At 30.1% G+C, this 24,194-nt stretch carries 22 protein-coding genes and 2 pseudogenes; 10 read left to right on the forward strand and 14 right to left on the reverse strand.

Going from position 1 to position 24,194, the window contains the following annotated elements:
- Positions 1-11 precede the first annotated feature (11 nt).
- Positions 12-1,019, reverse strand: coding sequence for a glycosyltransferase family 2 protein (locus tag H593_RS0104175; RefSeq protein WP_028871282.1), 1,008 nt, complete (start codon positions 1,017-1,019; stop codon positions 12-14).
- A 91-nt stretch (positions 1,020-1,110) separates the two neighbouring features.
- Between H593_RS0104175 and H593_RS0104180 the strand changes: the two genes are divergently transcribed.
- Positions 1,111-3,000: a M61 family metallopeptidase gene (locus tag H593_RS0104180; RefSeq protein WP_028871283.1), complete on the forward strand. Its 1,890-nt coding sequence runs from the start codon at positions 1,111-1,113 to the stop codon at positions 2,998-3,000.
- 93 nt (positions 3,001-3,093) lie between these two features.
- Here the strand turns inward: H593_RS0104180 and H593_RS0104185 are convergent, their stop codons facing one another.
- The 6 genes and pseudogenes from H593_RS0104185 to H593_RS0104215 all read right to left on the reverse strand — a co-directional run bounded on the left by H593_RS0104185 (position 3,094) and on the right by H593_RS0104215 (position 7,752).
- Positions 3,094-4,290, reverse strand: coding sequence for a sensor histidine kinase (locus H593_RS0104185; RefSeq protein WP_028871284.1), 1,197 nt, complete (start codon positions 4,288-4,290; stop codon positions 3,094-3,096).
- 63 nt (positions 4,291-4,353) lie between these two features.
- Positions 4,354-4,620: pseudogene (locus H593_RS0104190) on the reverse strand (DUF2400 family protein); the annotation flags it as partial.
- 25 nt (positions 4,621-4,645) lie between these two features.
- A complete protein-coding gene (locus tag H593_RS0104195; protein ID WP_084142259.1) occupies positions 4,646-6,427 on the reverse strand; it encodes a recombinase family protein in 1,782 nt (593 codons plus the stop codon).
- Positions 6,428-6,616: 189 nt separating this feature from the next.
- Entirely contained in the window at positions 6,617-6,790 is a 174-nt protein-coding gene (locus H593_RS20720; RefSeq protein WP_157588770.1) for a hypothetical protein, read from the reverse strand.
- Between the two features lie 142 nt (positions 6,791-6,932).
- On the reverse strand, positions 6,933-7,181 hold the full coding sequence (locus tag H593_RS0104210; protein WP_028871287.1) for a hypothetical protein: 249 nt from the start codon (positions 7,179-7,181) through the stop codon (positions 6,933-6,935).
- 4 nt (positions 7,182-7,185) lie between these two features.
- Positions 7,186-7,752, reverse strand: coding sequence for a hypothetical protein (locus H593_RS0104215; protein WP_028871288.1), 567 nt, complete (start codon positions 7,750-7,752; stop codon positions 7,186-7,188).
- A 456-nt stretch (positions 7,753-8,208) separates the two neighbouring features.
- On the opposite strand from H593_RS0104215, the gene H593_RS0104220 reads away from it, so the two are divergent.
- The 8 genes from H593_RS0104220 (at position 8,209) to H593_RS0104255 (ending at position 17,219) form a co-directional block, all read left to right on the forward strand.
- Positions 8,209-8,964 carry a LytR/AlgR family response regulator transcription factor gene (locus H593_RS0104220; RefSeq protein ID WP_028871289.1) on the forward strand — a complete coding sequence of 252 codons (756 nt, stop codon included), beginning with the start codon at positions 8,209-8,211 and terminating at the stop codon, positions 8,962-8,964.
- Positions 8,942-12,007, forward strand: coding sequence for a sensor histidine kinase (locus H593_RS0104225; protein WP_028871290.1), 3,066 nt, complete (start codon positions 8,942-8,944; stop codon positions 12,005-12,007). The genes H593_RS0104220 and H593_RS0104225 overlap by 23 nt, the downstream gene beginning before the upstream one ends.
- Before the next feature lie 105 nt (positions 12,008-12,112).
- Entirely contained in the window at positions 12,113-12,688 is a 576-nt protein-coding gene (locus tag H593_RS0104230) for a hypothetical protein (protein ID WP_028871291.1), read from the forward strand.
- A gap of 5 nt (positions 12,689-12,693) precedes the next feature.
- Positions 12,694-13,137 (forward strand): DUF4348 domain-containing protein, encoded by a 444-nt coding sequence (locus H593_RS0104235; RefSeq protein WP_084142260.1) that lies wholly within the window; start codon positions 12,694-12,696, stop codon positions 13,135-13,137.
- A gap of 12 nt (positions 13,138-13,149) precedes the next feature.
- Positions 13,150-13,566, forward strand: a complete 417-nt coding sequence (locus tag H593_RS0104240; RefSeq protein WP_157588772.1) for a hypothetical protein — start codon at positions 13,150-13,152, stop codon at positions 13,564-13,566.
- Positions 13,567-13,586: 20 nt separating this feature from the next.
- Positions 13,587-15,935 (forward strand): hypothetical protein, encoded by a 2,349-nt coding sequence (locus H593_RS0104245; RefSeq protein ID WP_028871294.1) that lies wholly within the window; start codon positions 13,587-13,589, stop codon positions 15,933-15,935.
- 21 nt (positions 15,936-15,956) lie between these two features.
- Positions 15,957-16,694, forward strand: a complete 738-nt coding sequence (locus H593_RS0104250; RefSeq protein WP_157588774.1) for a hypothetical protein — start codon at positions 15,957-15,959, stop codon at positions 16,692-16,694.
- 111 nt (positions 16,695-16,805) lie between these two features.
- A complete protein-coding gene (locus H593_RS0104255; protein WP_028871296.1) occupies positions 16,806-17,219 on the forward strand; it encodes a 5-fold beta-flower protein in 414 nt (137 codons plus the stop codon).
- Here H593_RS0104255 and H593_RS0104260 read toward each other — a convergent pair.
- The 5 genes and pseudogenes from H593_RS0104260 to H593_RS20725 all read right to left on the reverse strand — a co-directional run bounded on the left by H593_RS0104260 (position 17,209) and on the right by H593_RS20725 (position 19,909).
- Positions 17,209-17,436 (reverse strand): hypothetical protein, encoded by a 228-nt coding sequence (locus H593_RS0104260; RefSeq protein ID WP_028871297.1) that lies wholly within the window; start codon positions 17,434-17,436, stop codon positions 17,209-17,211. The two genes, H593_RS0104255 and H593_RS0104260, sit on opposite strands and share 11 nt — an antisense overlap.
- 5 nt (positions 17,437-17,441) lie before the next feature.
- Positions 17,442-18,071 carry a recombinase family protein gene (locus H593_RS0104265; RefSeq protein ID WP_037051469.1) on the reverse strand — a complete coding sequence of 210 codons (630 nt, stop codon included), beginning with the start codon at positions 18,069-18,071 and terminating at the stop codon, positions 17,442-17,444.
- A gap of 150 nt (positions 18,072-18,221) precedes the next feature.
- The gene (locus tag H593_RS0104270; RefSeq protein WP_028871299.1) at positions 18,222-18,986 is read right to left on the reverse strand and encodes a TIGR02757 family protein; all 765 of its coding nucleotides are present in this window, start codon (positions 18,984-18,986) and stop codon (positions 18,222-18,224) included.
- Positions 18,987-19,055: 69 nt separating this feature from the next.
- Positions 19,056-19,571, reverse strand: a pseudogene (locus H593_RS18465) (DUF2400 domain-containing protein); the annotation flags it as partial.
- A gap of 191 nt (positions 19,572-19,762) precedes the next feature.
- Positions 19,763-19,909 (reverse strand): hypothetical protein, encoded by a 147-nt coding sequence (locus H593_RS20725; RefSeq protein WP_157588775.1) that lies wholly within the window; start codon positions 19,907-19,909, stop codon positions 19,763-19,765.
- A 380-nt stretch (positions 19,910-20,289) separates the two neighbouring features.
- Between H593_RS20725 and H593_RS0104285 the strand changes: the two genes are divergently transcribed.
- Positions 20,290-20,745, forward strand: coding sequence for a hypothetical protein (locus H593_RS0104285; protein WP_028871300.1), 456 nt, complete (start codon positions 20,290-20,292; stop codon positions 20,743-20,745).
- A 126-nt stretch (positions 20,746-20,871) separates the two neighbouring features.
- Here the strand turns inward: H593_RS0104285 and H593_RS0104290 are convergent, their stop codons facing one another.
- Both H593_RS0104290 and H593_RS0104295 read right to left on the reverse strand, forming a co-directional pair.
- A complete protein-coding gene (locus H593_RS0104290; RefSeq protein ID WP_028871301.1) occupies positions 20,872-21,534 on the reverse strand; it encodes an ABC transporter ATP-binding protein in 663 nt (220 codons plus the stop codon).
- 48 nt (positions 21,535-21,582) lie between these two features.
- Positions 21,583-24,024, reverse strand: coding sequence for a DUF5916 domain-containing protein (locus tag H593_RS0104295; RefSeq protein WP_028871302.1), 2,442 nt, complete (start codon positions 24,022-24,024; stop codon positions 21,583-21,585).
- Positions 24,025-24,194: the final 170 nt, after the last annotated feature.

Consider the following 24,194-nt stretch of genomic DNA (forward strand, 5'->3'; position numbering starts at 1 on the left):
GGAAATTATTTTCAACAAAAGAAAAAATAATCAACCATACTCAACATCTTCTGTGTGTTAAAATATGCTTTAATTTCTAGTTGAGCTTCTGTATTTGCAACGTTTACAACACTTTGAGGGTTTTTCAAGACCTTTAAATGTTCGAAATTATAGAGTAACTCATCATAAATATGTTTGCCTATTTTTTTGGGGTTATTGCAAATCCAGATAAATGGTATTTGTTTTTTCTGTAGAAGCTGAGCTACTTTTTTTCCTTTTTGGCCTGCTCCCCAAATTGTTAAAGGTCTTGAAGCATCATAATTAAGCTCTAAAAAATAATCGACTTTAAGTTCTAGAAAATGATTTTCGGCATAATGCTCGTCTGTACGTGAGGCTCTGGTGTTATAATCTCTCCAGTGATGCAAAACAGACGAACTTGGAATACAGCTCATTTTATTTTTGTAAAACCGAAAGGCTAAATCATAATCTTCAGGATAACGATTTGGTGAAAAAGCGCCACATAGATTAAAATCATCACGATGCATCATCCAACAAGGCGAAGGAATGACGCACTCTTTATAAATTTCAGAATAGTTTTTGCCTTTTTGTGTCAATCCGTTTAACCAGGATTCATATCTAGCATAACCGTCACCAATACCACCATCACAAAAATAACTCACAAGACCTAATGAAACATGCTGTTTACCGTGAGTTTGTAAATCGTGAAGCATGATACCTAACTTATCTGGGTGCATAATATCATCACTATCCATTCTTGTGATGTATGCACCATTACTTTTAGAATACGCTAAACGTAAGGCTTCAATAATACCTTGACCTGAATTGTTTAGCAATTTTATGCGTTTATCTATTTCCGCGAAAGCGAGAACAACATCATAACTATGGTCTGTTGAATGATCGTCTACGATGAGTAATTCCCAATTAGTATAGCTTTGATTAATTAAAGAGTCTATGCAATCTGTTAAATACAGTGCCGTATTTTTAAAAGGTGTAAGGATGCTAATTAAAGGTTTTTGCATATTACAAAAATACGATTTTAACAAAACCTTAGCTATATTAGTGGTAACAGATTGTAGTTTTGTGCGTCAAAAATAAAACTAATTACTATACATGAAACATATCTTATCAACTTTTACTTTTGGCGCTTTGCTTTTATCTTGTGGAGGTTCAAAATCTACGGTTAATGATTTAGCAACTGCTAATCCAATTTCAACTTCAATTAATTTATCTTCTGTAGTAGAAGATAGAGCACCTGTAATTATAAATCCCGGGCGATTTATCACAGAAACAGTGACTTATAGACTACCAAAAGTAGTACAAGGCACCTACTCAATAAGTGATTTCGGAAAATATATAGATGCCTTCAAAGCTATTAATTACGAAGGGAATGACATGCAGACGACGCGAGTAGATGATAATACTTGGACGATTGCTAATGCCACAAATCTTGATAAAATTGAGTATTTGGTTAATGATACTTTTGACCAAGAATCTGTGGGTGGCATTGGGGGAGAAATACCATTTTCACCATCAGGAACAAACATAGAGCCAGATAATTACGTGCTGAACTTGCATGGTTTTATTGGATATTTTGATTCTTTAAAAAACGCACAATATACTTTAGATGTTACGGCACCAGCAAGTTTTGTGCGCACATCTGCTTTACAAAACACCAACACAAAATCTAGTAGTGATGGTACTCAAATTACATCCTCTTATTTTGCACCACGTTATTTTGATATTACAGATAACCCAATGATGTATGGTAAGTTAGATGTTGAAGAATTTATGGTGGGAGATATCAACATTGTATTAAGTGTGTATTCTCCAAATAATGTGCATACAGCTGCCAGCATGAAAGAGACTGTTTATAAAATGATGGAAGCTCAAAAATCGTATTTAGGAGATGTTAATGCGACGCCTCGTTATGATATTTATTTGTATTTATCAGATGGAAGTGAAGGTTCTCCTAAAGGATTTGGTGCTTTAGAACATCATACATCTACAGTTGTAGTACTTATGGAACAATCTACCAAAGAACAATTAGCAGCATCTATGGTTGATGTTGTTGCTCATGAATTTTTTCATATTGTAACACCATTGTCTGTACATTCTGAGGATGTGCACTACTTTGATTATTACGAGCCAACATTTTCAAAACATTTATGGATGTACGAAGGTGTGACAGAGTATTTTGCACAACACTTTCAAGTGTATGAAGGTTTAGTTGATCCTGAAACATTTTATAGTACTATGAATCAAAAGATTGGTATTTCTATGAGTATGGATGACACTATGAGTTTTACGACAATGAGTGAGAATGTTATTGATCAACCTTATGCAGCTAATTATGGTAATGTATATCAAAAAGGGGCTTTAATTGGGATGTGTATTGATATTTTAATGCGTGAAGAGAGTAATGGTAACAGAAGTATGTTATCTCTTATGAAGGAGTTGTCTGCTAAATACGGAAAAGAAAAACCGTTTGTTGATGATAATCTTATTGATGAGATTACTGCAATGACATATCCATCTGTAGGTGAATTTTTAAATACACATGTGGTTGGAACAACTCCGATCAATTATGAGAAATTCTATGAAAAAGTAGGTTTAAGTTATAAAGAAGCACGAGTTGAGACGAATTATATTCAAGATGGAAAAGGATTTATATTTGATGGAGATCGTGAAAAAATGGTAATTTTCTTTTCTGACGGTGTGAAAAACAATAGTTTTTGGGCAGATCAAGGAGTGTTACCAGGTGATGTTATTAAAACTATAAATGGAAATGCACTCACTATGCAAAATGCTCAAGCTATGATTGGTGGTATGTACCAATGGCAACCAGGACAAGAGATTAATGTAGTACTTGACCGAGATGGGAAAGAAATCATTATAAAAACGGCCTTGACACAATCTTTTACGATGGCTAAAAAACTAGTAGAATCAGAAAATGCTACTGCTAAACAAATAGAAACGAGAAAAGCTTGGTTAAAAGGATAATCAAGTTTTAAAGTAGTCTAAAAAAAGCTGATACACATTATAATGTGTATCAGCTTTTTTTTATCAATCTTCGTAAGTTTTAAATGTTTTTTTTTATTCGCTTTGTTTAAGTAATGTAAACGTAAAGGTGCTTCCAATATTTTCTTTAGACGTGACCGATATTTCTCCACCCAACTTCTCGACTAAATCTTTTACTGTACTTAATCCAATTCCTGTGCTGGATTTTCCGAAGTCATTTTTAACGGTTTTAAAGATCTCAAAGATATAAGCTTGTTTATTTTTTGGGATTCCAATGCCATTATCTGTCACATTGAATATATGATTAAAGATATCTGCCTCATATGTGATTTCTACTAATCGTTTTGATTTATCATTGTATTTTAGGGCATTATCAATTAAGTTTATTAAGATTTGTGATAAGGCTGCTTTATTAACATTAGTAATAATGAGACCTTGTGGTGAACTTAATTCGTCTGTTTTAGAAGTAAGTATTTGTCTGATATCTTCGCAAAGATTATCTAAACTCAAATTTTCTAGCTTAGATTTTAATAGTTCGTCGGCTTTATAATGTAATAAAATACCATCGATATAATCTTTTAATACGGTAGTTGATTCTCCTATATAATCTAAATATTGAATGGAATCTCCAGATAATTTGTGTTTATTCTCATTACGTAATAAATCGGTTAGCGAGATAATATTTGATAGAGGTGATTTTAAATCATGAGACACATGACTGGCAAATGACTTTAGTTGTTTATTACGCTTTTCTAATTCTTGTTTTGCTTTTTTGAGTATTTCATTTTTTTTTCGAAGTTCAAAGATGTTAACAACCTGTTTGCTGAGTGTTTTTAAAGCATCAATTTGATGTTCATTAATCTCTCTTGGTTTATGGTCAAAAACACAAATACTTCCAAGAGAAAGGCCTTCTGGGTTGACCAGAGGAACACCTGCGTAAAATATAGCTTCTTGATCTAAAACTAATGGGTTATCTTTAAACCGCTCGTCTAAACGAGCATCTGGTATGATTAAAATATCGTCTTCTAAAATAGTATGACCACAAAAAGAAATTTTTCTTGGATATTCGTTAAATGGAAATCCATAATGAGATTTGAAGAAATTACGGTCTCCATCAAGTATTGTAATTAATGAAATAGGGACATCACAAATGGTAGCTACTAATCTGGTGATATTATCATAATCACTTTCTGGAAGTGTGTCTAAAATATTATAAGATTTAACAGCATTTAAACGCTGTATCTCATTTAAGGGTAATTTTGGGGTTTGCATATATAAAGTTAATTTGCTATCAAATTAAATACGTAAAAAATAATAGGTTGGTTTTATTTTAATTTAAAATCCTTCAAAAACGCCCAATCCAAATAAGGCGAAATCATATTTTACAGGATCTCTAGAGTCTAGTTTTCGTAAGGCTATATCAAGTTCTAAAACTGCTTTACCATCATTTTGTTTTCGTTTGAGAAGTTTTAATTTTCTTGCAACATTCCCAGAATGTACGTCTAAAGGACATGATAATAGCGCAGGAGAGATGCGTTTCCAAATCCCAAAATCTACACCATTATTATCCTGTCTCACCATCCACCGTAAATACATGTTTAAATGTATAATAAATGCTGCTTAGTGATTAATCAAATATAATCAACTCATTTTTGGTTATTTTGATTGTATCAAGATAGCCAAACTCCATCTGAACATAGTCTTTATTTTGATTTTGTTCATCAGATTTCTTTAGTCGGTCTATTAATTCTTCAAAATGCTGTTTTCTGTAAGGGTCGCTATCCATAAAATCTTTGAATTCTTTGGGGATTGTAAACCCAGGTATTGTATTCGTTAAAGTATTTGATGTTTTTTGATAGCCAATAAGATTATATTGAATTAATTGCTGATTTGTTTTCCAAACAGACGTTTCATTAAACCCTTTATATTTTATTACAAACCAAAACTCACCATTCTTCTCATGTGGAATATACATAACTTCAATACTTTCTATTAGTTGCTGTACTGTAGCTTTTATAGCCTCAAATCCTGAATCAATTTTAAAACCTTCTATCGCACTATTAACTCTCGTCAGTCTATTATTATCATTCTGTATTGATAATTCAGTCTTAACCTGTTCTAATGATTCCTTATACTTAAATACTTTATCTTTAGCTTCTTTGTACTTAGCTTTTAATCTAGCATCATTAGATAAATCATCCTCATCCTCAAATAAATAATTAAACGCTTTAGTTTCTAACTTTTCAGCAGATTTTAATTTCCTAATCAGCTCATTGTTCTTAAAAGTCAATGTATCAATTTCGACAGTATCTACTTCAATATTATTTAGTCGTTTCTGGAGGTTTTTGCTCAAAAATAAATGCTTGATAATAAAAGTCTCAAATCTAGGAATATTGAAACCTTTACCACCTTTGCAGACATGTAAAGGTGCTTGTTTTCCAGAACAGATATATTGATTCCTTCTGTCTGACAATCTTCTTTTGCCTTTATACATAAATCCGCATTCCTTGCAAAAAACGAGTCCATTTAACAAATACTTATAAATTGGTTTCTTTCCTGATTTTGTCCGTTTATTCTTCTTTAGATTCTTTTGAATAGCGTTGTATTCATTTAATGATATTATTGCAAGATGTGGCAATGAAATTTCTTCTTTATTCCAAATATGAATACCAGCATATAATTTTTTCTTTAAGATACCATGTATTGTAGAACCCCACCATAACTTATTTTTATGCTTTATTTTTATACCTGTACTGACTTCGATAGTTGTTCTATGTTTATTAAGTTTTGCAAATCTTGTTGGTACATTTAATTCATTTAATTTCTTTGCAATACTATAAGCTCCAATTCCATTTAACGACCATTCAAAAATATTCTTGACAATCTTAATCTCCTCAGATTCATGTACCATTAATCCATTATCATCTTTGGTAATACCATAAGCATTAACACCATGAGTTTTGCCTTTAAGAGCGTTTCGATAAAAGGCAACTTTAACAGCATCTGAAGTTTTATCTGAATGCATTTCGTTGAAAACAGAAAGTAAATTCGCCATTGCTCTATTAGTGGTAGAGTCTAAGTCATAAAATTTACCCTCAGGATACCATTTCGCACCAACATTCAAAATTGTGGAAACAAAATATCGCCATGTATCAGGATTACGTTCTATTCTATCTTGATGGATAGCGAAAACATGTGTGATTTTTTTTGCTTTAATATCTCCAATAAATCTATGAAATTCATCACGAGAAAATATTTCAGCTTTTCCAGATACATTAATATCTTTATATACTTCATATTTCATTTCTAATTTACCAGAAAATTCGATTCCTCGCTCTTCCTGATACTCAATACTGGTATCTATACCATCCATTTTGTCTCCTGATATTCTGCAATAAATTCCTACCATATAATGATTATTGCAGTAAAGGTAATAATATAATTTATGTAGTTAGTATAGGCTGCATTAAATTAGATAGCTACAGCGGTTAACATTCTTCCAGTTGGATACATTTTTTTAGCTATTATTAAAGCATTGTTTGTACTTGTAGCTGTAACCACAATTTCAGTTCGTTTAGAGTTAAATATTGCTTTGACTTTAAAATTTCTCATCAATTAATTTTTTAATTTTTTCTCTGTAATTATTTATTTGAATTCTTAATTCAAGAATTTCTTTTTCATTTTGAAGGTTTTGTAATTTATTAGGGTCTTTTTCTAATGAAATTGCATGTTTAGTTAATTCTATCTTATTTTTTATTTCAATATTATTCATAGATGGGATTGGTTTTAAACTAAACCACCTAAAAGACGCTTAAAACTTCGATTTTAAACAATTGCATGTTAGCTCTAACTTGTGACAATTTGTTGTAAATTATATCTTTAGGTGGGAATGTGGTTTTATTACACTTGGTCAGTTACGTGAAAGTCGGAGGATACTGCGCTGCGTTTATAAGACGCTCATTTGAGTATATATGTTCACACACAATTAATTCAGATAATTGATTATTCTTATATAACCACATCAATTCTTGTATTAATGAATCTTCTGAAGTGTCAGCTGATTCTTCGTGCTTTGTCGTTACATAATTGATTAGTAATTGTCTCGTTAAAGGAGTGTAAATCAGTTCAATTTCATCCATTGTTTCTTCATTGTAATTTTTCATAATTTTATTTATTTAAGTATCTTACTGCTTGAGATTTCTTCATCATTTCTTCTACCTGAAGTCTGTAAGCATTTTTATTAAGGTATTTGCATAGTATTTTATCTACCTCGTTTGTTAATTCATTTTTACTTGCATTTGATAAAATGTGAACATGATTAAGTCCTCTCTTAGTCTTCTCAATGCAATAGTAAAATGAGTTATTATTGAATTTAATCATTACCTCATTTATTAATTGTTGGTGATAATCTTTTGAATACTTTTCAGCCATACACCATGTAATAAAAGTTTTCCAATCATAGTTGCTAAGAGTAAGAGTTCTAGGTTTGTATTTAGGCATAAATTCGTCTACGAGGGTATAATGTATCTTCCATTTCCTGTTCTTCTTTACAAGTAGTGATGGAACATCTTCATATTTTTTCTTCAGTTTATTTATTCTATATCTAAAGGTTCTTTCACTTATTCCTGTGATATTAATAATGTCATTATATGAGTAATATTTTCTTTGCTTTCTATTCTCATAAAAATCATCTAATTGTTGGTTAAAAGTATTTTTATCTGTTTTCTGTTTCATGGTTATATTTTGTCTATTATCAGGATTAAGAAGTTTTGGTCTATCTTACTTCCTTTAATATAAATATGCACCTGCACTAGTAAAAACCTTCAGTAACCAATATTTTTTACGGATTGTTTTATAACCAACTGAATTTCAATAATATAAATTTTTGATTTAGTTGAAAATAATTTTAAACTGACTAATTTTAGTGTAGAAAACTCTAATTTAGATTTGCACGTCAAATACTAAAAAACTTGATTTAAGGTATAGTTGCTTTGTAAAAAGACTTTAATACAATATTACCTCAACTTATTCCAAAACTCTTTTGACAATAACTCACCATGAATAATTAAGATTGTATTTTACAGTAGGTTTTAACGTGTTGTAATCTTTTTTACCTAAACGTTAACTAATAAATTCGTAACGATAACTAATCATATTTGATTACTTTAGATTAATGAGTTAGATTTATATATGATAACAGCTATAATTATTGATGATGAACAAAATGCAAGAGAATTTCTTCAAAAACTCATCAAACGTTATTTTGATAAAAAAATACTAGTACTTGATACTTGTGACTCTGTAAAAACAGGAACTGAGGCAATTAATCAGTTGCATCCAGATATCGTTTTTTTAGATATTCAAATGCCTAATGAAAATGGCTTTGAGTTATTTAAAAAATTAGACACTATAACTTTTGAAGTTGTATTTACTACCGCATATAAGAATTATGCAATTGATGCCATAAAACACGCTGCTTTCGATTACCTACTTAAACCTATCAATCATATTGATTTATTAAGTACTGTAAGACGATTTGAAGCTCATAGAGACACTTTAAAACGTGAAGAACGCATATCTTTGCTATTAGAAAATTTGAGTTCAGAAAACGATACATTTAATAAAATAGCATTACCTACTCAAAATGGTTATGAGCTACAAAGGTTAAATCATATTATGTATTGTCAGTCCGATAGTAATTATTGTAAAATTAAATGTATTGATGGTAAAGAATTTCATTTAGCTAAAACTTTAAAGTTTGTTGAAAACCTTATAAACAATAGATTGTTTTTCAGAATCCATAAATCGTATTTAGTGAATTTAAATTTCGTTAAAAAATTTGATAAGATTGATGACCTATATGTTACGCTAATTAATGGCGAACAGCTTCCTGTATCTGTAAGAAAAAAAGAATCCTTTTTAAATGTCATTTTACATAAAAACTAAAGTCTTAATACTGTTGTTGTTTTTGAGTGCTTTCATTGGCTATACTCAAATACATCCTTCAAAACAAATTTCCACAACCAACGGTTTGCCTAACAATCAAGTTGAAGCAATATTTAAAGATTCTCGTGGTATTATTTGGGTTGGAACTCAAAATGGATTATCTAAAATAGAGAATGGCAACATAACTAATTTTTATGTTGAAGACGGTTTGTGTCATAATGCCGTATGGGATATTGTAGAAGACTCAAAAGGAAATCTGTGGTTTGGCACTTATGGTGGTGGTATAGCGAAGTATGATGGTAAACGTTTTACAATAATTAAAAGTAATGAAACACTTAATTCAAGCCATGTCAGGAAACTTTTTATTTATAAAAACAAATTACTAGTTGGAACTGAAAAGGGATTATATATCATAGACCTCAACACTAACAACTTTCAAGAATTTGAAACCAACCATGATAGATTTCAGATAATGGATTTTATTCTATATAAAGATGAGGTTTATATTGCTGTTTATACTTCAGGGATTTTCAGTTTATCATCAGATTTTAAAAAGCTTAAAAAGGTAAAAGAAGTTGATGAAAAAAAGTCGCCAGTATTTTCTCTATATCTTGACGGTAATAGACTTTACGTTGGTAATGATGCAAATGGTATTAACAATAGATTAATTTCAAAAACTGGAGCTGTAGACTGCTATGATATTGAAAATTTCATTAATAATAAACCACCAAATAAAACTTTTGGTAAATCTATTATTTGGGATTACGCCAAAGATAATGAAGCCAACCTTTATTGCTCAGGTTGGGGAGTTCATTCTAATAATGGAGGTATTTATAAGATTGAAAACAATGAGTTTACAGATATGTCCTCTGCTTTTGGTGTTGATAGCTATAAGGTAAGAGGTTTATATTTTGATAAACAATTCAATAGACTATATGTTGGAACACAAGACAAGGGATTGTATATAGTGGATTTGAATCAAAACATTGTCTTTAACAAAACTGAAAACCATATTATTTCTGATTTTCAAATTATCAAAGATAATTTAGTATTGCTGCATAATCATGGGCTTACCATTCAGAATGACAAAGACACAATCACTATAAACTCGAATAATTTTTATAAAGTACTCAAATCATCTTATAAACAACAATCAAAATCCTATTTTCAGGTTTTGAGTATTGAAGTCTCTGAAAAAAATTTAGTCTATTACAAGTTAATAATTAGAAATAACAGTATTTGGGTTAGCACTAATTATGGTTTATTTGAAGTAAATGGAGACCTAAAAAACATTTCATACTATGCTACACGACCAAAAGTATTTGCATTTAAAAATCGAAATGATTTAATCAGTCCAATACAATACGGATATGTTAGTATTTTCACTGATATTGAAAATAATCCTATTTATTATGGCGCACCAGAAAAAAACAAATTTTCACCCAATAATTCATCTGATATTAACAATCCTCACCATATAACAAATTTAGCAAAGTCTAACAAAAGATTGTATTTGTCCTCTCCTGTTAATGGGTTATTTTCTTTTGATGATACAAAATTTACATCATTAAATAATTCAGGAGAGTTTACTGAAAAAGAGATAAATCACTTAACTATTTCAAAAGAATCTAATAAGTTAATAGCTTCATCAAATTCTGGGAAAATTTATATAGCAGATATAACTACTGATTTTGAGCTGCTCAAAACCATTAATAGGTCTAACTATATAGGCAACTCAATTTTGTTTCTTGAAACCTATAAAAACACGATTTTGGTAGGTACTGAAAAGGGTTTAAACGTTTTTAGAAATGAAAAATTTCAATTCATAGATACAGAACAAGGTTTGGATATGGTTAATTTTTCTTCAGCTAAAGTTTTGGATAGCACATTATATGTTGGAATTACAAATGGTTATTATAAATTAGATTTGGAAGCTGTTATATATCAAGACACAAAGCCTGTTACATTACAGCTTTCAGATGTGTTGGTTAATCATGCCAACCATCTTACAGAAGATAATATCTGGTTTAAGCAAAAAAGCAACAAACTAAAATTACCATACAACCAAAACACGTTAGACCTTTATTTTAAAAGCTCTAACCACCCATATCCTAAAAAATTATTATATAGTTACCAAGTACAAAACCTTGATAGTACTTGGAGTAATTTTTCCAACTCTACCAATATTAGTTTGCCTTATTTACCGAGTGGTGCTTTCGATGTTCATGTGAAAACTAAAGATTTAAACTCTGGAGTTGTTTCTAATTCAAAATTAACAGGCATCATTATTCTACCACCTTTTTGGCAAACGTGGTGGTTTATTGCTTTAATAGTTGCTTTTTTGGGTCTTATAATGTTTCTAGCCTATAAGAAGCGTATTGCTATTATTAAAAATAGAGAGCATCAAAAAGCGAAAATCCAAAAGCGATTGATAGAAACACAACTAGAAGCTTTACAGTCTCAAATGAACCCTCATTTCACATTTAATGCGTTAAACTCAATTCAAAATTATATTATAGATAACGATGTTGATAATGCTTTAATGTACTTGTCAGAGTTTGCAAAACTTATCAGAAAAACGCTTGATAATTCCTCTCAACCCTTAATATATTTAGAAGAAGAAATAGACTATTTGAAATCTTATGTGGCATTAGAGAACATGCGATTTAATAATAAAGTTGAGGTGTCTATTAATTTTGATAACATAGATATACACGATATTGAACTACCACCAATGCTTATTCAACCATTTGTTGAGAATGCTTTTGTACATGCGTTTGATAAAACTATTGTTAATCCAATTTTGCAAATTACATTTTCAATTGAAAACCAATTTTTAATTTGCACCATTGCAGATAATGGTATTGGCATAAGCAAAACAGAATCTGGACAGTTACATGAATCAAAAGGCTTAAAACTCGTTACAGAACGATTAGATTTATTAAAGACCTCTACACAAATATCTTATGATATTGCTTCTAAAAAAGGAAATGGGACAACTATCACACTTAAAATTGCTTCCAAGAATCTAACGATTAATTAAAAAAAATAGTCGATTACTTTTTATTTAGTTACACAAACTAATTGTCATTAATAATTATGACATTAAGATATATGTTTGATTATTATAAACCATAATAATCAAACAATGAAACGTATAATTTATTTTATCCTTTTAGCATTACTATTTAATTGCTCTTCTGATGATGATTCTAATTCAAACAATAGTGAAAACTTTATCTCTATAACTAGAGATGGAGAAACCTTTAGTGAATACAATCTAGCTTACTCGGTATTTGGAGCTAACAATTGTAACGATTCTAATGTAACAATGGACATTACAACACAAATTGCTTTCATAGAAAATTCCGAATTTTCATTTTCTTTAGCTATTGCACATCCGACTAATAAATCCGACTTTGATAATGCTAGTTTATCTGCAAGCCAAGTCAACATTGAAGCTAGTGATGATGGTATTGGTTTTATAGACTGCGTAAATAATTTTGATTTTATTACCAATTATAATGACAATAGTAGGTATGTGTTTATTGATGATACAGTAAGTAACATAAACATCATTGAAAACATCAATTTAATCAATGAAACCTCAACGAATGCAACATACGGAATTAGAGGTAATTATCAGATAACTTATACTGATGGGTCTGATTATAATATTACTATTACTGGAAGTTACTTAATCCATGTTGATACTTTAAAATAACAAACATGACCTATAATATCAAAACCAATTTACATCGTGTACTAGTATTAATGATAATGTTTACCGCTTTGGCGTGTGATAAAAATCAAAATACTTCTTCTGATATTGAAAATTTTAACAATTTCTTTCATTCATTTTCAATTAATGAAAACTTTCAAAAAGAAAGAGTTGTTTTCCCATTTATGGAGTTAGAATATAATGGAGAAGATTATGACACCATCTATGTTTCATATAATGAATGGAAGCATGATTCATTTTATTATGATGGGCAAACTTGTAGTGAAGCTATTCCTGTAATTTATAACAATTTTGAAAGGATGATGGATGATTCTTCAAATGAAAGAGTATTTGCTTGGCAAGGCATAGAGAATGGAATTCAAGTTCTATACTTTTTTAAAAGGACTGGCAATAAATGGTTTTTAACTAAAATGGAGAATAATTCAAACTAAAAAAGAGCAAATATGAAGTTTATTTTCAAAATCAATTTACCTCATATACTAATGTTAATCATATTGTTAACGGCCTTTACGTGTAAAGAAAAAGACCAAAGAAGTAATGATTCAGAAATAAACACCACTTCAACCAATCATCTATCTAAAAATGGTAAACGTATTCTAAAAGTTAGTCAGTTAAGAGGTTTATTACTGGGAAAATACTGGATTGAGGTTGAAGAAATACTAGGCAAAGCAGATGAAAGATATACAGGTAGTAACAATGAGTCTCTAATATATTTCTATTCTGCGATAGACGATTTTGATAACGAAATTAGACATATGAATGTTTTTATAGTTAAAAATTATGTAAAAGAAGTATGGACATGTAAACCAGGACAAGACATACAGATTAATGGTATGGTGACTATGACAACACCAAAATAACAGCTATTATGTTGAATCAAATGAATAAAACTTACAACCTCGTATTGAACATCAATAAGGTAATCCCTTTAATATTTCTATTTATTGTTTCATTATCAGTTCAGAACTTAAGTGCCCAAAACTTTAAAAAAGTTTTTAAGAACATAGAAAAAGATAAGGTCGAAAAAGCAACTGAAGCATTTAAAAAAATTAGTTCTTCTAAAGAGTATACAGCTTTAGATATAATTAAGACTGAACTCGCAACCGTTTTGATTAGAAACTCAAAATCATCAAATGATTATAACTGCTATGAGGCTTTGAAAACATATAAGCAAATTCAAATTTCAAAAAAAAACGAAACTGAAATAACTGAATTTCTAAAAAAATATAATTTGACCCTTACATCAATTGAAGATAACGTCTATAAAAATATTCTTGGTGAGGCAAAAGAGCTGGACACTGAAGCTTCATATGAAAAGGCTATTGCATTGTGCGATTCTTGTTATTTCTTTAAAGAAGCTAAATCCTTAATGGCAAATGCAGCTTTTAAAGAAGTCCAACAAAAAAATGATATACAAAGCTATATTTATTTCACAACCACCTACAAAAATTCAGAATACTATGAGGAGGCATATAATAAACTGACTGAACTAGAGTTTTATAAGGCAAAATCAAAAAATTCAGTAGAAGGTTTAAATTCTTTTATTGAAAAATATGATTCCAAGAACGAATATGTTTTAGATGCCATTTCAATAAAAGACTCTCTTGTTTATTTCAGAACCCCTAAAAAATACAAAGATTATAAATTATTTGTTCAAACTAATAAAGCTTCAAAATATTATAGTATTGCCCAAAGCCAACTTCCCGACATACTTTTTGATGAAGCCAAAAAAGAAAATAACATTAGTTTGTTTGACTTATTTTTAAAAGAATTTCCAAAAGAGGATAGAGTTACTCAAATAAAATCTGATTTTATTCCAAATTTATTATTTGAACAGGGTATAGAAAATCAAAATACGGATTTTTTAGAAAGATTTATAAGTGACTATCCCAATGAAACTAAAAAAATTGATTTGGCTAGAAACAATTTAGAAACAATATATACCAATTCATTACTTAATAGCTACGCACCTCTGAAATTTGAAAGCTTTAAAGAAAAATTCCCAAGTAGTGAATCGATTAAACAAATTGAACTAAAATACTCAATTATTTTAAAAGAAAGTGATTGGAATAAAAACGACTTAAATGGTAGGGTAAAAAATATCATAACTAAAGGTTACTATTATGAAATTTTACCTAAACGTACGCAAAGTACTACGATAAACAAATTTAAAATTTTTGCCACTGGTGGTTTTATTATTGATGACAGAGAATTACAAATAGATTTGGAAGAAAGTTATAATGAAAACGGAAATTATGAAAAAGTAATCCTTAATGGAGGGTCTAGAGATAATTTAGAAAAATTAATGAAGAATATTAGACCATATAAATTAAGTGTAGATACTGAAACAGCATCAATCCATAAATTTGGAGAACTAAAACATTTCGGAGAATATTTAGATGACGATATGTACATTAGTGGTTCTCGTTATGGGGAGGTTCTTTTCAAATACAACTCTTTCCAAAAGCTTACGGAAGTAATCCATAAAAATGAAAAGCATAGTATTTCTTATGAGGAATCTCAAAAAATGATAAGTATAAGACGCACTAGTTTATCTTATGATAATAATAACCATACAATCAAATACTTGTGGAGTAAAAATCGATTATCTAAGAAGACTATTTATGACAATCAAAATGCTTTGGTTTTTAATTATAGTATTCAGAATAATGGAAATCAAATAATTCTAGAAATCACGAATGAATATAACCAAATTGATAAACGAATTATTTCCACAAAAAATAATAAGGGTAATATAACAAATGAAGTAATTGAGAACTTCAATCGAACATCAGGAAGAAACGTAATAACCGCCTTTACAAAAAAGTATTTTACCTATAGTAAACATAATAAGCTTTTAACGGTCAAGACTCAAAGCTATTCAAGAAAAAACAGCAAGTTTAGTGCCTCAATAAATGCATTTTACGGTAATCCGATTAAATATGATAACGGAGAATTTTATGTTGGCCCTATAGAAAGTATAACTAATATTATTAGAGATAAAAATAATATGGTGACAGCAGTAAATACTGTTGAGTTAAATAAAAAAAATTACCAACATAGCAACGAATACAGACATGGTGTTTTCGGTGTTTGGGGAAAAAGGTGGGAGTATGTATATGATGAAAACAATAATTGGATTCAAAGAATAGAATATGAGGTTTTAGATGGAAATGAAAGCTTAAAAAATAAAAATTACATTATTAAGAGAGATATTACTTACTATTAACTGAATCTAAACTAATTCAATATGAAAAAATTAATCATTTTATTTTTATTTATAATATGCCTATTCTCATGTGAAAATGAAAATAAAGATTTTAAAGTTGGGACTTTTGTTTATTTAATGGATATAAATGAGAAAATATTATACACTAGCCCTGATTATAATTCTGACCAGATAGAAACTATTCTGAAACCCGAAGATTTTGTTTATATCCATGGGGTTGAGATAGTGGCTTTAACAGGAAAAGATACTGAATCTGAAGGACAATGGCTTCATGTTAATTTTTATGACACAGGTTACCAAAATAAAGTAATAAAAGAAGAAGGTTATATAACTTCTAATGGATTGAGAAAAATTAGCATTAATAAAAATTTACATTTTGATGCTCTGGAAGGATTTTATCTAGATATTAAAAACAATCATATATTACACTTATGGAATAAAGATGAATATAATATTTTTCAACCTCATGATGGCTTTATGTTTACGATTAGAGGTTGTGGAAAGGAAGATGATAGAGAGATAGAAGGGTCTGCATCATTTTCTAATGGAAAACTAGTTTTATCAAACGGCATGAACATGGAATTGGATATTAAAGAAATGAATATATTATCTTATTCAGAAATAAATAATCCTTTAGCTCCAGAATGCAATTCATCTTCCTCATCTGATGACAATGTGATATTGTTCTATCCTATTGTATTATCGAGCAATTTAGCTTTAATTAATGAAGATTCTCAAAACTCGAATGAAACTAAATAAGATAATTCAAATTATACTCCACAAGACTTATCAATTAAAAGTTGGTGTTTCTAAATGTTTTGATGCTAATTTAATTGATTATAAATATTGAAGTTATTAATACCTAGTTTTATGAATACTCATTTATTTTTATTCCTATTTATTACAACTATTACGGTTATTAATGCACAAAAAATACAATCCAATAATTACAATACTTCGGGTTTTGTGAAAAGTGATGGTACTATTGAGGACAGAAATTATAACACAATTGGTTATTTTAAGAGTGATGGTACAATACAAGATGAAAATTATAAAACCATTGGCTATATAAAAAATGATGGCACAATTTCCAATAAAAATTATACCACTTTAGGCAACGTCAAACCAGACGGCACAGTACAAGGCGAAAATCACAAAATATTAGGTTATATAAAAGAAGATGGTACTGTTCAAAATAAAAATCATCATACAATTGGTCATGTTAACAACATAAAAAAGGAATGGGCTGCTGCCTTTTATTTCTTTTTTGATTTTAGTCTTTAAACAACTTTATTAAACTTCCAATCCCTAAAACAAGTAATAGGACTAAATTAAAAGCTAGTGAAAAAACAAGACTAATTACATGTAAGCTGCTTTGACTTGAAGTTGTCTTTAACTGAGCAGATTTATAACTTTTTAGCCAATGTTCAACCTCTAAGTCATATTTTAATCTTGTAGAAGATGAGTTGTCATTTGGTCTCCATTTATATTCGTTTTCCATTTTTTTTAAATATTAGTTACCAATGCCTTTTTTACTTTCTGCACAGTTCTTGTACTTTTTGAAACAAGTGTTGAAATCTCACGAATGCTTCTATTTTTGTTTAAGTATTTAACAACATCTTTGTGTTTTTCAAGAAGTTCTTTATTGCTCATGCCAACACCTTTATGTCTACCAACTTTTCCGCCAGAATCTATATGTTTTCGGTAGCCTGATGCTAAACGTTGTTGAATAGCAACCCTTTCTGTACGACTAAATTCGGCAAGCATAGTTACCATCATTTGCGCCATTGCATTTACAGAACCATCTTCATTTAAAGTTTCAATATTGTAGTTTAATACATATAATGAAATACCTTTTGAATGAAATAATTCTAGTGATTTTAAAACTTCTAACGTGTTTCTTCCCAAACGAGATAATTCCCAAATCAAAATTTTATCTAATTTTTCATTTTCAGTTAAAGCTATAAGTTCTTTCAATGCGATACGGTCTTCATTTTTGGCTGCTCCAGTAATTTTCTCATTAAACTCTCCAATAACATCATATCCTTTACTATCTGCATAATCGTTGAGGTCACTTATTTGTCTTTCGTATGATTGACTTTCTTTTGATACTCGTGTTAGTACTGCAACATTCATAATTCTTTATTTAGATACTACAAGATACAAAATGTATTACTTATTTCCAAAGGATTAAAGTAAAACATTTATAGCGTGTTATTTTAATGATATTTAAGAAAAAAGTACCACGTTTTTAAAGTACCACGAAAAAAGAAGATATTAATGAATTTAAAAATTCTCGAAAACTCCAAGACCAAAAAGCGCAAAATCATATTTAACTGGGTCAAGTGGGTCAAGCTCTCTTAAATTGAAATCTAATTCTGCTAAAGCTTTACCACCGTTTTGTTTTCGGTTAAGAAGTCCTAGTTTACGAGCCACATTACCAGAATGCACATCTAAGGGACAAGATAATTGTGAAGGAGAAATGTTTTTCCATATACCAAAATCCACACCAGTATTATCATTACGCACTAACCAACGCAAATACATATTAATCCTTTTAGAAGCTGAACCTTTAAATGGGTCAGAAACATGTTTAGTAGTTCTTTCTGGATGTGGAATTTCAAAAAACAACTTCTTTAATTGATGAATAGACGGTTGAAGCGAATCTTTTGTAGAATTGGATTGAAATATATTTTCAAGTCCATTATGATTCGTGTAAATGTGTTTAAGAGCTTTTATGAAATATTTAAAATCAACTGAATTAAAGGTTCTATGAACAAAACCCTCGAAATTATCTAAATCATGTTCTTGATGATTCATTACAAAATCATAAGGGGAGTTACCAATTAGCTCCATCATACGATTAGCATTTTTGATAATCATTTTACGATTACCCCAAGCAATACTTGAAGTAAGAAAACCAGAGATTTCTATATCTTCTTTTAATTTGTATTGATGAGGTATCTGGATTGGGTCAGATTCAATAAATTCTGAATTATTATACTGTAATACTTTGGAATCTAAAAATTCTTTAAGTTCAGGTTTTGTCAATAGATTATGTATTATATTAGTTTCTAAATATAATCAAAAATGGATTCACTATTAGGCAGCACTTATTAAACGCATTAATATATTGATTCGTTTTGCTGCAGAATTTTTAAAGGGATCACTCACATGCTTTTTAGTGCGTTCTAAATGGTCAATCTCAAAAAAGACATTTTTAAAATTATGGATCGCATTCTGGAAATTTTTTTCTTCGGAAGACTTTGAAAACACAGATTCCAATCCGTCGTGCTTGGTATAAATATGTTTTAAGCTTTTTATAAACTGAATAAAGTCGTTACCATTAAACGTTCTGTGAACAAAAGGTAGAAGCTTTTCAAGATCGCTTTCTTCGTGATTTATAATGAAATCATGAGGAGATTGATCAATAAAATTCATCATTTTATTAGCATTGTTTATGATGCTTTTACGATTTCCCCAAGCGATGGTAGCAGCTAAAAATCCTGAAATTTCAATGTCTTCTTTTTTTGAAAATTGATGCGGAATTTGAATAGGATCACTTTCAATAAACTTTGGGTGATTGTACTGTTCTACTTTAGTGTCTAGAAATTCTTTAAGGTCTTTTTTGTTCAAGGGCTTGTATAAATAATTATTCAAATTTAAACAAAACAGTTTTAATCGTTTAAAGTAATTGCAGAGGTTTCTGTAATTCTTTCTATAAATTTGACCATCCTTTAATATGATAACAATTTTGAAAGATGTATTTAATTCAGGATCAATATTTTATTTAAGAGCGAACCAATATATAGCACCATAATTATACTCTAATCTATTTGATTTAGAACACTCTCAACGACATCTGCTTGCTCACCTAGTTTATAATCGAATAAATCATTTAATGAACTACCAGTGGCTATTTCGTTAATTTCGTCGTCAGCTTGGATTTCGATATTGGTAGCTCGATTATTCATTGTGAATTCCTCCTAACAAGTAGTAGCATTCGCAAGATTTAAAAATTTAAGTAATTCTGTTTTTATGAAGACAACATCAAAAGTGTAATCAATTATGAGTTATAATTCTAAATTATCTGATTCTATACTAGAAATATTTAAATCTATAGTATCATTGATGCTAAATTCCACTGAATTAATTGATGTATTGTAATTTTCTGTACAACACTAAAAAATTAGTAAATCTAAGAAACAAAAGAAAATAAATGAGCTGATAATCTTTTTTGTCATTGCGATTTTTTTTTATGATATGTCAAAACTTTAATTTGGTTGCATGTGAAATTCACAAAAAAATGGTTTTCTTTGATTAGATTTTAAGTTCACTCCCATACTATTAGACTATGAAAACTACAATACTGATAATAATTCTCTCTGTATTTACATTAGTCTCTTGTGAACGTATTAAAAATAAAACTCAAGAAACCATAAATGCAGGAGGGGAGGCTGTAGGTAAATCTGCAACCGAGTTTGTAGAAGGAGTATCTGAAGGCATTGATAAAACTCTAGAAGCAAAAATTAAATTATCTCCTAACTTACTTAAAAGCGGATTGAGTACAGGTAAATTTGAAATCACAGATAGCTCATTTGGCGGAAATGATAATCTACTCACTTTGTATCTCATTTTTGATAAAGACTTTGACGGCATTCTACATGTAAAAGTTTTTGATAAAAACGGACTAGAAACAGGACGTACTAAATTAGAAGTTAAAATGAATAAAGATTATGCCAATTATTTTGATTTTATCTTTGACGAGCGTGTTGAGATTGAGGCTAGAAGTTTGATTGTAGTGGAGTAAACAATAGAATTATAAGTAATATTGTACACCTATTTAATTGTTAAGTATTAGTCATTATTGGATTAAAAATAAATATTAATTACTCTAGAAAAAGAGAATCTTTCAATAAACCTTAAATAATTTTATTTACCCAATAATCTTCCCATCAACCATTGTCAATTTTCTATCTGCCATATCTGCTAATTCCTCGTTGTGAGTAACAATAATAAAGGTTTGACCAAATTCATCACGTAGTTTGAAAAAGAGATTGTGAAGGTTTTCTGCAGATTCACTGTCTAAATTCCCAGAAGGTTCATCTGCAAAAATTAGGCTTGGATTATTTATCAAAGCTCTCGCTACTGCAACGCGCTGTTGCTCCCCTCCAGATAGTTCATTCGGTTTGTGATTGTAACGATGTGATAAGCCTAGAAAGTCTAATAATTCTTTGGCGCGAGTTTCTGCTTCTAACTGCGATTTCCCGAAGATAAAAGCAGGAATACAGACATTTTCTAAGGCTGTAAATTCTGGTAATAATTGATGAAACTGAAATATAAAACCAATATGTTCATTTCTAAATTTTGCTAAAGCTTTTTCCCCTAATTGCGTAATAGAAACCTCATTAATCACCAATTCGCTAGAAGTGTTTTTTTCAATTTCATCAAGCGTGCCAATAATTTGAAGTAAGGTTGTTTTCCCCGCTCCTGATGCTCCAACAATAGATACGATTTCTCCTTTTTTAATATTTAAATCTACACCTTTTAATACGTGTAAATCACCATAATATTTATGAATGTTTTTTGCTTGAATCATAGAATACTTATAAGCAGTGAAATTAACATTTTAAGCTGTGATGCGCAATTAAGAGTTAGATTTGTTTTTGCCTTGCAGTAATCGTTTGGCATCATTATAATCAATAAAGTACTGTAGTCTCAATGAAAAGGTGTTTTGGATAGGTTGATTAAGTAGTTGGTTTAAACTTTGTCCGTAAGATTCTTGAGATAAATTATCCAGATTAAATAATGAATTTCGATACAGCGCAGTTAGAAAACTACCAGGAGCAAATTGCCAGGAATAACTCAAATCAATATTCCAAGTACTAAAATTGATATTTGGATCATTACCTACATTGTCTCTGTTAAACCCAGAATCAGTTGTCAATCTTCCATTATCTTGAAGTGTAAACAAGTCATAGTCATAATCTACGGTATCCCAATAATGCCTGAAGGTTAATGCCAATACATTAAAAGGATCAAATGTATAATTAGCAGAGATGCTATTGGTAACAATTTGTCTATTACGTTCTCCAAAAACAGGTTCCCCATCAACTTCTGTTGCATAGCCGCGATCTCCATTTCTATGGTTAAAATTGATGCGGTAGGTCATTAAAAATTTATCATTAAAACGTACTCTAGGGCTGATATTAAAATCATAAGTAAAGAGGTCTCTTCCGTCTTCAAATAAAGTTCCGATATTAGCTCTAACATCTATAGCAAACACACGATTATAGTTAGTAGAAATTGAACCACCAGTACTCAAGGTGTTTTCAAAAATAAATCGTCGGCCGTCACGAGATTCAAAATAATCATTTTGCTGTCCAGGTTCTATATTCAATCTGAAGCTATAGGTATCTAGTTTAGTCGTTGTTGCTCTATAACCGCCTCCAAAATTAAACCCTGTAAAAACACCTGGATTTGCTAATTGTCTGTAGTTAGAAAAGAAATTTACTCGGTAGCTATTGAGTTTCCCTTGAGGCTCAAAAATCTCGTAAGATGCATCTACACTAAAATTATTAAAGTTATTACGAAACTGAAGCCCAAGATCGTTAATTTCAAATTTTGTGTCTGCAAAACGGTGATCAAAACTATATCTAAAATTACCTGCTACTTTTCCTAAATATAAGAAGGTGCTTGTTCCAAGCTCAGAATCAATATTTTGATAATTAACTTGACTTACTTTTGCTTCGGCCACATATCTAAATGTGTTTTTCTTATTTACAATATCTGCTCTAGCTGCAGTGACATTAGCATCTCTAAAACTACCTTCACGAAGTACATTGGTGTTTATTAAACTTAATGACGAATTACCTCTAAATTGTTTATCTACGACTAAAATGTTATAGTTAGTAAAAGGTTCTACAATTGTTTCACGTGTTTCTCCAGTATCATCGTTTGTAATACGAGCATTAGTTTTTTCGGTTATGGCATTAAAAACACCAATACCCCAACCATTTTTCGTTCTTCCCGAAATTTTGAGAGCATTTAAAACTTTGACTTCATTTGGTCTATCTAGAGTCTCATTATCATTGAGATTGACTTCTCCAGATGGGGCACCTCCAATTCGTCTAGAAAAGAATAGACCGCCTTTTGAAAATAAATCAACGCCTTCGGTAAAAAATTGTCTCTGCTCAGAGAATGTTTGTTCAAAAGGTCCAAGATTAAGCACCACATTATCAAAACCTGCTTGGCTAAAATCTGGAACTAAGGTCGCATCAAGGGTGAAATTTTCTGTAATTCCATATTTTACATCCATTCCAAAAGTGAGGTTAGTCTCAGTATTACCGTCAAAAGAATTTACTATTCCTGTGGCAAAAGGGTATAAAATAAGTCGAGTAGGTGGTTTAATACCTTCGAGTCCTTTAAGTTCTCCGTGGTACAAACCAACGTAGCCTTTAGTAACATCAATAGGACTCCAAGTGTATTGTGATCTAAATCGTCTAAATTGTCTATGAAACTGTAATCCCCAAGTAGGTATTTCTTGATTAGCAAAACGTAAGGTTCTATAAGGGATTTTCATTTCTAGCGACCAGCCGTCTTCATTAATTTTTACAGCACTATCCCAAACGGCGTTCCAGCTAAAATCTTCACCAATACTAGGAGATGCTATAGCATCTGCTTGAACTCCCGAACTAAACACAATAAATTGCGTATCATTTTGAGCATCATTATTTGGATTAAGTACTAAAGTAAAAAAATCTGTTTGTCCAAAATTATCTCTAGCGGTCAACTGCTTCATAATATCTTTTGGATCATCATACAAATAGGCCGCAACATAAATGGCATCATCATCATAAGTCACTTTAACTTCAGTGCGTTGTGACTGTGAAAGTGTAATGCCCATTTCTGGTTTAAATTGAATAAAGTCTGTGGCTATTTCTGCATCTTTCCAGATTTCATCATTTAAGATTCCGTCTATTTTTGGAGCTAGTTCAGTTCGAGTGATGTTTAGCTTTTTTTTATCCTGAGCACATATCTGCAAAAAAACAAAAAAGAATATGAAGGTTAATATAGAACGAAATTGCATTGTAATTATTTTAATAGGCTTTTCCCATTTGCAAAAGCACTAAAGTTTATTAATCATAGTAGGACGTTACAAATTTAGCTATGCTAGGGTCTGTTTTCTCATAAACAAAAGTTAAAAGGCGGGTGCTATTGTTAATGTTAAGTGGTCTTGACGATACGTTTTGCTTGATT

The sequence above is a fragment of the Psychroserpens burtonensis DSM 12212 genome (genome assembly GCF_000425305.1).
In the GTDB taxonomy this organism is placed as follows: domain Bacteria; phylum Bacteroidota; class Bacteroidia; order Flavobacteriales; family Flavobacteriaceae; genus Psychroserpens; species Psychroserpens burtonensis.

Coding starts and splice junctions, on each gene's coding strand:
- H593_RS0104175 (WP_028871282.1), bottom strand. CDS start 1,019: ATGCAAAAACCTTTAATTAGCATCCTTACACCTTTTAAAAATACGGCA.
- H593_RS0104210 (WP_028871287.1), bottom strand. CDS start 7,181: ATGAAAAATTACAATGAAGAAACAATGGATGAAATTGAACTGATTTAC.
- H593_RS0104240 (WP_157588772.1), top strand. CDS start 13,150: ATGAAGTTTATTTTCAAAATCAATTTACCTCATATACTAATGTTAATC.
- H593_RS20720 (WP_157588770.1), bottom strand. CDS start 6,790: ATGAATAATATTGAAATAAAAAATAAGATAGAATTAACTAAACATGCA.
- H593_RS20725 (WP_157588775.1), bottom strand. CDS start 19,909: ATGAATAATCGAGCTACCAATATCGAAATCCAAGCTGACGACGAAATT.
- H593_RS0104265 (WP_037051469.1), bottom strand. CDS start 18,071: ATGAATGTTGCAGTACTAACACGAGTATCAAAAGAAAGTCAATCATAC.
- H593_RS0104245 (WP_028871294.1), top strand. CDS start 13,587: ATGAATAAAACTTACAACCTCGTATTGAACATCAATAAGGTAATCCCT.
- H593_RS0104255 (WP_028871296.1), top strand. CDS start 16,806: ATGAATACTCATTTATTTTTATTCCTATTTATTACAACTATTACGGTT.
- H593_RS0104215 (WP_028871288.1), bottom strand. CDS start 7,752: ATGAAACAGAAAACAGATAAAAATACTTTTAACCAACAATTAGATGAT.
- H593_RS0104230 (WP_028871291.1), top strand. CDS start 12,113: ATGAAACGTATAATTTATTTTATCCTTTTAGCATTACTATTTAATTGC.
- H593_RS0104220 (WP_028871289.1), top strand. CDS start 8,209: ATGATAACAGCTATAATTATTGATGATGAACAAAATGCAAGAGAATTT.
- H593_RS0104260 (WP_028871297.1), bottom strand. CDS start 17,436: ATGGAAAACGAATATAAATGGAGACCAAATGACAACTCATCTTCTACA.
- H593_RS0104180 (WP_028871283.1), top strand. CDS start 1,111: ATGAAACATATCTTATCAACTTTTACTTTTGGCGCTTTGCTTTTATCT.
- H593_RS0104235 (WP_084142260.1), top strand. CDS start 12,694: ATGACCTATAATATCAAAACCAATTTACATCGTGTACTAGTATTAATG.
- H593_RS0104250 (WP_157588774.1), top strand. CDS start 15,957: ATGAAAAAATTAATCATTTTATTTTTATTTATAATATGCCTATTCTCA.
- H593_RS0104225 (WP_028871290.1), top strand. CDS start 8,942: ATGTCATTTTACATAAAAACTAAAGTCTTAATACTGTTGTTGTTTTTG.
- H593_RS0104285 (WP_028871300.1), top strand. CDS start 20,290: ATGAAAACTACAATACTGATAATAATTCTCTCTGTATTTACATTAGTC.
- H593_RS0104295 (WP_028871302.1), bottom strand. CDS start 24,024: ATGCAATTTCGTTCTATATTAACCTTCATATTCTTTTTTGTTTTTTTG.
- H593_RS0104185 (WP_028871284.1), bottom strand. CDS start 4,290: ATGCAAACCCCAAAATTACCCTTAAATGAGATACAGCGTTTAAATGCT.
- H593_RS0104195 (WP_084142259.1), bottom strand. CDS start 6,427: ATGGTAGGAATTTATTGCAGAATATCAGGAGACAAAATGGATGGTATA.
- H593_RS0104290 (WP_028871301.1), bottom strand. CDS start 21,534: ATGATTCAAGCAAAAAACATTCATAAATATTATGGTGATTTACACGTA.